This window comes from Chitinimonas sp. (assembly GCF_041904975.1).
In the GTDB taxonomy this organism is placed as follows: Bacteria; Pseudomonadota; Gammaproteobacteria; order Burkholderiales; family Chitinimonadaceae; genus Chitinimonas.
The window spans coordinates 1-9,721 of sequence record NZ_JAYRLZ010000159.1 but is presented as its reverse complement, the minus strand read 5'-3'; the positions used below and the strand labels follow the sequence as shown (position 1 = coordinate 9,721).

At 59.6% G+C, this 9,721-nt stretch carries 7 protein-coding genes, 1 pseudogene and 1 riboswitch; of the genes and pseudogenes, 5 read left to right on the top strand and 3 right to left on the bottom strand.

The window, feature by feature from the left end; all coding sequences use genetic code 11:
• Positions 1–163: 163 nt before the first annotated feature.
• From dcm to ACE3OH_RS14435, 4 genes and pseudogenes are all read left to right on the top strand, one after another.
• Positions 164–1,343 (top strand): annotated as a pseudogene (dcm, locus tag ACE3OH_RS14450) (DNA (cytosine-5-)-methyltransferase); the annotation flags it as partial.
• 39 nt (positions 1,344–1,382) lie between these two features.
• Positions 1,383–2,255: an HNH endonuclease gene (locus ACE3OH_RS14445; RefSeq protein WP_374354214.1), complete on the top strand. Its 873-nt coding sequence runs from the start codon at positions 1,383–1,385 to the stop codon at positions 2,253–2,255.
• Positions 2,256–2,258: 3 nt separating this feature from the next.
• Complete coding sequence (locus ACE3OH_RS14440) at positions 2,259–2,633, top strand: hypothetical protein (protein WP_374354211.1); 375 nt, start codon at positions 2,259–2,261, stop codon at positions 2,631–2,633.
• A gap of 16 nt (positions 2,634–2,649) precedes the next feature.
• Complete coding sequence (locus tag ACE3OH_RS14435; protein WP_374354208.1) at positions 2,650–3,015, top strand: hypothetical protein; 366 nt, start codon at positions 2,650–2,652, stop codon at positions 3,013–3,015.
• 477 nt (positions 3,016–3,492) lie between these two features.
• On the opposite strand, the gene thiC is transcribed toward ACE3OH_RS14435, so the two are convergent.
• Complete coding sequence (gene thiC / locus ACE3OH_RS14430) at positions 3,493–5,409, bottom strand: phosphomethylpyrimidine synthase ThiC (protein WP_374354205.1); 1,917 nt, start codon at positions 5,407–5,409, stop codon at positions 3,493–3,495.
• Positions 5,410–5,461: 52 nt separating this feature from the next.
• Positions 5,462–5,561, bottom strand: a riboswitch (TPP riboswitch).
• Between the two features lie 150 nt (positions 5,562–5,711).
• On the opposite strand from thiC, the gene ACE3OH_RS14425 reads away from it, so the two are divergent.
• Entirely contained in the window at positions 5,712–6,362 is a 651-nt protein-coding gene (locus tag ACE3OH_RS14425) for a protein-L-isoaspartate O-methyltransferase (protein ID WP_374354202.1), read from the top strand.
• A gap of 66 nt (positions 6,363–6,428) precedes the next feature.
• Here the strand turns inward: ACE3OH_RS14425 and ACE3OH_RS14420 are convergent, their stop codons facing one another.
• Both ACE3OH_RS14420 and ACE3OH_RS14415 read right to left on the bottom strand, forming a co-directional pair.
• Entirely contained in the window at positions 6,429–7,169 is a 741-nt protein-coding gene (locus ACE3OH_RS14420; protein WP_374354199.1) for a lysophospholipid acyltransferase family protein, read from the bottom strand.
• 106 nt (positions 7,170–7,275) lie between these two features.
• Positions 7,276–9,721: EAL domain-containing protein (locus tag ACE3OH_RS14415; protein ID WP_374354191.1), on the bottom strand; the 2,446-nt coding region annotated here is incomplete at its 5' end.

Below are 9,721 nucleotides of genomic sequence, written 5' to 3'. Positions count from 1 at the left end.
GGACGGTTTGTCGGGCAGCCGGAACTGAACATCGCACGCCTACCTGACTCTGTGCGCGACCCGAGCAGCCAAGGTTCGCTGCGAGCCATGAAATACCTGCTTCAAGCCGGAAGGGCTCGGCTGCGATAACACACAGAGAACTTTCGTTCATCATTTACAGGTGATGGAAAAGGACGTATCGCCGGCAAAAATTCCCAGCGAGACAGACGTGAATTCCCCGGAAAAAATAGATGTGTACCAATTGCTGGATGTCGTGCGCCAGTACAAGTCCCAAACCGATATTGCCCGACAACTGGGCGTCGACACCCGCACCGTGCGGCGAGGGGAAGTGAGGCAGAGCGAGCCGCCGCCCTATCTGGCTCGCGCACCGCAATACATGCCGCCACTGGAGCCGGCTGAGCGAACCACGCCGGCCGATTTCACCTTTATCGACCTGTTTGCCGGCATTGGCGGGCTGCGGCAAGCCTTCGAGCAGGTGGGTGGCCAATGTGTGTTTACCAGCGAATGGGATAGCTATGCCCAGAAAACCTATGTCGAGAATTTCCGCGATCGTCATCCCCTGAACGGCGATATCACCAAGGTCGCAGCAAGCGAAGTGCCAGATCACGACGTACTGCTGGCCGGCTTCCCTTGCCAGCCTTTCTCGATTGCCGGCGTTTCCAAAAGGAACGCCCTGGGCCGTGCTCATGGCTTTCAGGATGAAACGCAAGGCACGCTGTTTTTTGACGTTGCCCGCATCATTGCCGAGAAGCAACCGCGCGCTTTTGTTGGAAAACGTCAAAAACCTGATGTCACACGATAAGGGCCGCACATTTGATGTAATACGCCGCACCCTGCGCGAAGAGTTGGGCTACCACATCCATTGCAAGGTGATTGATGGTGCGCATTTCAAGCCGCAGCACCGGGAACGGATCCTGATTGTCGGCTTTCGCGAGCCAGTCGCATTTGATTGGGATGCTCGGCCCTTGCCACCTAAAGACCAGATCAAGCTCAAGGAAGTCTTGCACCGCACCGATGGCAGCGAACCAAAACTGCCATGGGATGGCGAGCGTTTCTTCAACCACGGCGAATGCCGGGTACCGGACAAGTACACCCTTACTCCAAAGCTGTGGGCTTATTTGCAGGATTACGCCGAAAAGCACCGTGCCAAGGGCAACGGCTTTGGCTTTGGGCTGGTGGGGCCAGACAGTGTCACCCGCACCTTGTCGGCGCGCTATTGCAAGGACGGATCGAAGATCTTGGTCGATCAGGGCGAGGGCAAGAATCCCCGCCGGCTGACGCCGCGCGAATGTGCGCGGCTGATGGGCTTTCCGGATACTTTCCGGATTCCGGTTTCGGATACGCGGGCTTACCAATTGCTGCCCGATGCCGCGGTGCCACCGATGATTGCAACTGTCGCCAAGTTCATGCGACAGCGGCTGGATGAATCGGCTACAGTTGCCGCCACACCAACAGAACTGCCCAAGGGGTTGAATGTGGCGAGTAACAATTGGACACGAGAGCAAATTTTGGTGGCGATTAACCTGTATTGCCAGTTGCCTTTTGGCAGGTTGCATAAAGGCAATCCCATCATCATCAAGACCGCCAAGCTATTGGGCAGAACGCCAGATGCACTGGCAATGAAACTGACCAATCTTGCCAGTCTCGACCCTGCCATAACCGACAGTGGGCGAAAAGGGCTATCTGGCAGCTCCAGCTTAGATAAAGCTATTTGGGCAGAATTTATCGAAAATCCAGAAATCATTGGCTACGAAAGTCAATTGCTGGTGGATGCGCTCGCTCGCCAAGATAGCGCAGTCGAAGCGCTCTCCAGCGATACCGAGCCAGAATCGCTTCTGCCAAGTTTCTACGCAGAAAATACCGTTGCCAAGACGCAGATTCGGGTGAAGCAATCCTTCTTCCGCAAATCGGTCTTGAGCAGTTATGAAGGCCGCTGCTGCATGACCGGCCTTGCCGATTCGCGCCTTTTGGTTGCCAGCCATATCGTACCGTGGAGCAAGGACGAGCATAATCGACTTAATCCGGCCAATGGACTTTGCTTATCCGCCTTGCACGACAAGGCCTATGATCGTGGCCTGATAACGGTTACGCCTGATTTTGAAATAAAAGTCTCCAGCCAACTCAGCTCGCAAACCAGTGAAATGGCCCAGCGCTATCTGCACGGCTTAGCGGGAAGCAAGATTGAGTTACCCAAGAAGTTCGTTCCAGATCGTGATTTCTTGGCGTATCACGCTGAAACCATATTTTTGATCTAGATCATGAGCAAACAAGCGAAAACGATTTTCACCTATCTCTATCGAGATGCCGGAAATTACAAAGCATGGGGCGAATTGCTCTTGGATGGGGTTTTAAGTAGCAGTGATGTGGAGGAAATTCAAAGTCGATTCGAGGGCAGCGAGTATTTTATCGCCGAACAGCTGGGCATCCCAACGCTTTACCAAACGTTGTGGGATGAGTGCGAGAGCGGCCCCTCGTCGGACGACCACGTTTGGCATGAATTTAGTGGCTTTCGCATTGCGTCGGATGAAGATATGGCGATCTTGAAATCGTGGGGTTCTACTGCGAAGTTGCTTCGTGCTGTGACAAGCGTAACCGCGTGGGACGAGACCTTGTCGTCAAACTGGAATTGTTAATCTTGGGTATGCCAGTATGATTCAAGTAACGCGGCTCCACGAGGATGCGTTTTACGAGTTCTTTAAGCCTTATCGCCACCCCCAAGCAAAACACGATATATGGGGTGGGTACGGCCTCGAAACCTTCGGCGACGACTTCCAGCTAGTTCGCAGCCTAGACCTTGATTATGTCTGGACCGTCGTTGACGGTGACTCCGGCGACGATCAATGGATCACGCCCGGAATTCGGTACGTCAATCGCGTTTGCTATCTGGTGACGGAGATACCGCATCGCGGGTTGGAAGTGGATTTCCGCTGTTCGCAGCAGTGCCGTTCCTTGACGTCATTGGGGCTAAAACGGCAGTTGAACAAGCTGGTGCGAGCGTGGACAAGCACGCATTGATAGCTACGGAGTACCCCATCCCCCGTCTGAGCCGCTGAGCACCGCAGGCCGGCGCGGGGTAGCCCGGGGCAAGCTGTTTGAGCCCGACCGAAGGGCGGGCAAGTTCTTGCCGTGGCCGTGCCGGGCGAGGAGCAAAGGGAACCCCGCGTAGCGGGGCGGCGAGGCCGGGTCGTTTTTCTTTGCTTACTTATCTTTGGCGATTTGTCCAGTCTATACGGCGATGCAAAGAAAGTAGGGCGGCTGCGGGGCGCATCCCGCCCCAAACCGCGCAATGCGCGGAGTCTTCGGCGCAGCCGCAAAACAGCAGGGTTTTCAGCGGAATCGTCGCAATGATTCAGTGCCTTGTGCTGCGCATTGAACCCTTTCTGCCAAACCCGCCGCACGATAGGTTTTGCCATGCGACAGCAGCTGTTCTGCTTCGGTGGTGCAAACAAAAGGCCGCTATTGCGGCCTTTGTGATGGAGCAAGTGTTGCAGTTTAGGCTTTGTGGTAGACCTGCGCGCCCTGCTTCACAAACTCGATCGACTTCACTTCCATCCCTTTCTGTAGCGCCTCTTCCGCCGCAATGCCTTCTTTCTCGGCATAGTCGCGCACGTCCTGGGTGATTTTCATCGAGCAGAAGTGCGGGCCGCACATCGAGCAGAAGTGGGCGACCTTGGCGCCTTGCTGCGGCAGGGTTTCGTCGTGGTATTCGCGGGCGCGGTCGGGGTCGAGGCCGAGGTTGAACTGGTCTTCCCAGCGGAATTCGAAGCGCGCTTTTGATAGCGCGTTATCGCGGATCTGGGCGCCGGGGTGGCCCTTGGCCAGGTCGGCCGCGTGGGCGGCGATCTTGTAGGCCATGATGCCTTCCTTCACGTCGTCCTTGTTCGGCAGGCCCAGGTGTTCCTTGGGCGTCACGTAGCAGAGCATGGCGGTGCCGTACCAGCCGATTTGCGCCGCGCCAATGGCGCTGGTGATATGGTCGTAGCCGGGGGCGATATCGGTGGTGAGCGGGCCGAGGGTGTAGAACGGCGCTTCATCGCACCAGCCGAGCTGCAGGTCCATATTCTCTTTGATCAGCTGCATCGGCACATGGCCGGGGCCTTCGATCATGGTCTGCACATCGTGCTTCCAGGCGATTTGCGTGAGCTCGCCGAGGGTCTTGAGTTCGCCCAGCTGCGCATCGTCATTGGCATCCCAGCCGCTGCCGGGGCGCAGGCCATCGCCAAGGCTGAACGACACGTCGTAGGCCTTCATGATGTCGCAGATGTCTTCGAAATGGGTGTAGAGGAAGTTTTCCTTGTGATGCGCCAGACACCACTTGGCCATGATGGAGCCTCCGCGCGAGACGATGCCGGTCATGCGCTTGGCGGTCATCGGCACATAGCGCAGCAACACGCCTGCGTGGATGGTGAAGTAGTCCACGCCCTGTTCGGCCTGCTCGATCAGGGTGTCGCGGAACAGCTCCCAGGTGAGCTCCTCGGCCTTGCCATCGACCTTTTCCAGCGCCTGATAGATCGGCACGGTGCCGATGGGCACCGCGCTATTGCGGATGATCCATTCGCGGGTTTCATGGATGTTTTTGCCGGTGCTGAGATCCATGATGGTGTCGGCGCCCCAGCGGGTGCCCCAGGTCATCTTGGCGACTTCTTCCTCGATGCTGCTGGTGACGGCGCTGTTGCCGATATTGCCGTTGATCTTCACCAGGATGTTGCCGCCTATGAACATCGGCTCGGACTGGGGGTGTTTGATATTGGCCGGGATGATGGCGCGGCCGCGCGCTACTTCCTGCCGCACGAATTCCGGGGTGATCACCTGCGGAATGGCGGCGCCAAAGCTCTGTCCGGGGTGCTGGCGGGTCAATAGCTCCACCATGCGGTCGGCCAGCTTGCCACCGGCCTGTTTGAGCGACTCGATATACTGCTCGCGCTGCAGGTTTTCGCGGATGGCGATGTATTCCATCTCGGGGGTGATGATGCCCTTCTTGGCATAGTGCATCTGGCTGACGTTCATGCCGGCCTTGGCGCGCAGCGGCTTGCGGGTCAATTCGAAGCGCAGCACATCGAGCGAATGATCGGCTTCGCGCTCGCGGCCGTAGTCGCTGCTCATCCCCGGCAGCTGCTCGGTATCGTCGCGCTCGGCAATCCATTGCGCGCGCAGCGGGTTCAGGCCCTTGCGGATATCGATCTGCACCGCCGGGTCGGTGTACGGGCCGCTGGTGTCGTAGACAAAGATCGGTGGGTTTTTTTCGCCGCCGAAGCTGGTGGGCGTGTCGGTCTGGCTGATTTCGCGCATCGGTACGCGGATATCGGGGCGGCTGCCGGTGACATACACCTTGCGCGAAGCCGGGAAGGGCTGCACCGAGGCTTCGTCGACATGGGCGGTTTGCGAGAGGAATTGATTGGGCGCGTTCATCGCGTTGACTCCTGGAGTAGCACTCCATGAACGGCATAGTGAGCGGGGGACGGCGGGCCGTGCGACGCTTCCCTACGCCGGTGTTAACCGGATCAGGTGCTGAGGGTTTGTCTCATCCCCGATGGCATATCGGAGAACCCCTAGCGTCTGGCCGCAAAGCTGCGGCCGGAAGTCCTGCGAAACTAAGGCAACTATGGAATAATTACAACAGTTTATTGCCTGATTCGTACGTCCGCCAACGCCGCAACCTGCGGCGTTCACGTTTCAGGCTCTGTGCCACCGAATTTCAAAAGGAAGCCGCAATGGATTGGGACAAAGCCCGTTATCTGATGGTCGAGCAACAGATTCGTCCCTGGGATGTGCTGGATCAGACCGTGCTGCAACTATTGCTGGAAATCAAGCGTGAAGACTTTGTGCCGGCCGCCTATCGCGATATGGCACTGGTTGATATCGAATTGCCGCTCGGCAATGGCCGCAAGGCCTGGCAGCCGCGCGTGGAAGCGCGCGCCGCACAGGAGCTCAAGCTGACCGGCAAGGAGCATGTGCTGCTGATCGGCGCCAGCACCGGCTTTCTGGCGGCCCTGCTTGCCCGCCTTGCCAAGCATGTACAGGTAGTCGAGCCCGATGCCGCGCAGGCAGAGCACGCCAAAGCCGCTCTGCACGCTGCCGGCATTCACAATGTGACGGTGGAAGTGGGCGATGCAGTCAACGGTTGGGCGGCGCATGCGCCTTACGACGCCATCATCGCCAGCGGCTCGTATCCGCTCAAGCCGCAGGTATTGTTCGAGCAACTCAACGATGGCGGCCGAGTGTTTGCCGTGGTCGGTGAAGAGCCTGCCATGTCCGCTACCCGCTATACCAAGGTCGGCTCGTCCATCAAGGAAGAAAAACTGTTCGAAACGGTGATTGCGCCATTTGTCAACGCCCCGCAGCCTGCGCGTTTCCAGTTTTGATGGCTTGTTACGTTCGAGCATGAAAAAACCGGGGCATGCCCCGGTTTTTTGTTTACCGGCCCTCGATCACGCCGGCTGAAACGCCGGGTCGTCGCGGCGCAGCTCTGCCTCGATCAAGGCATGCACGCGATCTCGTAGTGCCGGCAAATCGGCTTCGGTCAGGCCCTGGGTGGAAATCGGTGCCAACCAGCGAAAGGTCAGCTTCGCCGGTGCGCACAGCAGACTGTTTGGCCGTTGGGCACCGCGCATATTCAGCTGCACGAAGGGCTGGATCGGCGCCTGTGCGGCGATGGCAAAGCGGAATGGCCCATCGCGGAAGGCCTGCAAGGGGCTGTCGCCGCGGTTACGCGTGCCTTCCGGAAAGATGAATACCGGCCAGCCGGCATCGAGCGCCTGCCGCAGCACGGCCACGCTGCGCTGGCGGCTTTCCGGCGAATCGCGCGTAACCAAGACCGCAAAGCTGCGGAACAGAAAGCCCAGCAGCGGTATGCGGGCAAATTCCTGCTTGGCCAGCACCCGCACCGGCTTGACGCAAGCCATTGCGCACACCGGCATATCGAACATATTGCAGTGATTGCCGATGATGACCGGCGCCGGCTCCCAGGCAGCCTGCCCCTCGACCACCACGCGCAGGCCGCACAACCACGACCAGCAGCGCATCGAATAACGATTGGCCGCATACATCAAGGTGAGGCGCTGCCGATCGTTGAGCAGGAAGGCAATGAAATAGAAGGGAATGACGGCAGCAAGGCCGAGCATGAACAGCAGGCCGACGTAGATGCTGTATATGGCCTGTAACAAGCGCATGAAAAAGCTTTCCGGAGCAGGAGAGGGCGACATTCTGACGGCAAGCCGCGCCCCGAACAAATCGGATTACCCGCAGACGCGCCTTGCGGCTATCCGCGTAGCGCCATCACACCTTCCCATCCAGCCCCAGCTGCAGGTGCAACTCGCACACGCCGGCCGGCACCGGCTCGCTGAAGTGAAAGCCCTGCATCTTTTCCACACCTAGGCCTTGCAGGAAACGGGCCGCCTCCAGGGTTTCCACCCCTTCCACCACGACATCCAGCCCCAGCGCATGCGACATCTGCACGATGGCCTGCATGATGCGCCGGCCCGATTCATTGTTGAGCCGGGCGGTAAAGCTCAGGTCCACCTTGAGGATATCGATGGGCATATCGTGCAACTGGCTCAGGGAGGAATAGCCGGTGCCGAAGTCATCGATGGCGATCTTGAAGCCGGCCTCGTGCAATTGCTTGAGGTGGCGCGACTGGCGCGCCTGATCGGTCAGCGCCAGGCTTTCGGTGATCTCGACGATCACATCGTCAGGCCGCAGGCGGTATTCCTCCACCATGCTGATCAGATTGCGCACAAAGCGCGGCGAAAACAGCAGATTGCGTGACACATTCAAGGCCAGCCGCTGCTTGAGGCCGCGATCACGCCAGCCGCGCAACTTGGTCAGCGCCTGCACGATCACCTGTTCGGACAATTCGCTGATCAAGCCGAGTTTTTCTGCCATCGGAATGAACAGCTGCGGCGTGATCCAGCCCACCGTATCGTCATGCCAGCGCGCCAGCGCCTCGACACTGCTGACCTCGCCGCTACGGGCGTTGACCACCGGCTGGTAGAACACCTGCAGTTCATTGCCCAGCACCGCATGATTGAGGCGGGTCTGGATCGCCATATGCTCGCGACCGATGCTCTTCAGGTGAACGATATCGCCATAGAACTGCACATTGTTCCGGCCCATCGACTTGGCGTGGTACATGGTGCTGTCGGCCGCGCGCATCAGGGTTTCAGCGTTGTCGGCATTGTCGGGGAATACCGCCATGCCGATGGAGATGGTCGGTCGGGTTTCGATGCCTTCCAGCACCACCCCTTGCCGGGCGATCTCGCGCAGGCGCTCGGCCACCTGACCGAGGGTCTGCAGGTCGGGCAGGTCGGGCAGCATGACGATGAATTCATCGCCGCCCCAGCGCGCCAGCACGTCTTCTTCGCGCAGCACCGAGCGGATCTGCCGTGCCAGCGTGGCGAGTACCTGATCACCCGCCTGATGGCCGAATGCGTCGTTGATCTGCTTGAAATGATCGAGGTCGATAAAACCCAGTGCCACCCGCCCGCCGTGGCGTTTGGCGCGCGACAAGGCCTGGCTGAGCAAGTCATCGAGCAAGACCCGGTTGGGCAGGCCGGTGAGCCCGTCATACAGGGCCAGCTGGCGGATGTGCGATTCATTGATATGGGCGGCAGTGACATCGCGCAGTACGCCACGCAGGCCGTGCGCCAGGCCATCGGCGCCACGGTTGGGCAGGAGCTTGGCTTCCAGCCACACCGAGTCGGCCCCTTCACGTAACAGGCGAAAGCGGGCGACCAGCGGCTCGCCGGCGTTGATCACCTCGCGCAGGATGCGCGATAGCTGCGGCCGGTCTTCCTCCTCGACAAAGTCGGTGAGCGGCCGGTTGACATCGGCGATGCCGGCGCCGGTCAGCAGGCGCAGGGTGGACCAGGCAGCCGATAGACGGGTCAGCACACCGTCCGGGCTCAGCTCGATTACCGCCTCTTCCAGCAGGTCGAGCGTTTCCACCATGGTGCGGCGGCGCGCTTCCTCGCGCATGATCTCGGTCACATCGCGGATCAGCGCCACGACATGGCGCTCTTCCCCGGTTTCGCTCGGCACCGCTTGCATGCGGCCTATGCAGTAAATGGTGCCATCCAGTCGCGGCAGGGTGAATTCGAATTGCTCGCGCGAGGCGCTGGCCAGTGCCTTGGGCAAGGCCTTGCCGATCACCCAGGCCATGTCCTGCGGAAAGGCCAGATCAATCGGCATGCCGACCAGCTTGGCGGTGGGCAGGCTCGGATGGGTAGACCAGACATTGACGACAATGCCCTCGGCGTTCATTTCGAACACCATATCCTCAGTGGCCCCCACCAACTGGGACAGGCGCAGGGCGTTGGCACCCATGCGTACTTCTGCCTCCTGCCGTTGCAAGGCAAGGGCCAGGTAGTTGGCCAGCGTTGCCAGAAAGCGCGGCTCGCTGCTTTGGCGCTGGCGCGGAATCTCCTGATACACCAGTGCCAGAAAGCCGATCAGCTCGCCGGCATCGAGCAAGGGCACGCACAGCAGGAACTGCACGCCGATCGGCCCCAGCATCACCTGGGTGGCGGGCAGCAATTCGCTGATCGGCCGCTCCAGCATCAGGCCGGCAGTCAGCGTCTCGTGCAGGTCGCGATAATTGCGGTAATCAAGGCTGGCAAGGGAGCTGAGCACATTGGCCGGCAGCTTCATTTGCCCGAGCCAGCTGCCGACAAACTGGGCCTGCTGTGCATCGGCGGGGTGACGGAATAGCGCTGCCGCATCGGCA

What these genes read in the sequence shown, in the direction of transcription:
- ACE3OH_RS14445 (WP_374354214.1), top strand. Translation starts at nt 1,383, where the DNA reads ATGATTGCAACTGTCGCCAAGTTCATGCGACAGCGGCTGGATGAATCG.
- ACE3OH_RS14440 (WP_374354211.1), top strand. Translation starts at nt 2,259, where the DNA reads ATGAGCAAACAAGCGAAAACGATTTTCACCTATCTCTATCGAGATGCC.
- ACE3OH_RS14435 (WP_374354208.1), top strand. Translation starts at nt 2,650, where the DNA reads ATGATTCAAGTAACGCGGCTCCACGAGGATGCGTTTTACGAGTTCTTT.
- thiC (WP_374354205.1), bottom strand. Translation starts at nt 5,409, where the DNA reads ATGAACGCGCCCAATCAATTCCTCTCGCAAACCGCCCATGTCGACGAA.
- ACE3OH_RS14425 (WP_374354202.1), top strand. Translation starts at nt 5,712, where the DNA reads ATGGATTGGGACAAAGCCCGTTATCTGATGGTCGAGCAACAGATTCGT.
- ACE3OH_RS14420 (WP_374354199.1), bottom strand. Translation starts at nt 7,169, where the DNA reads ATGCGCTTGTTACAGGCCATATACAGCATCTACGTCGGCCTGCTGTTC.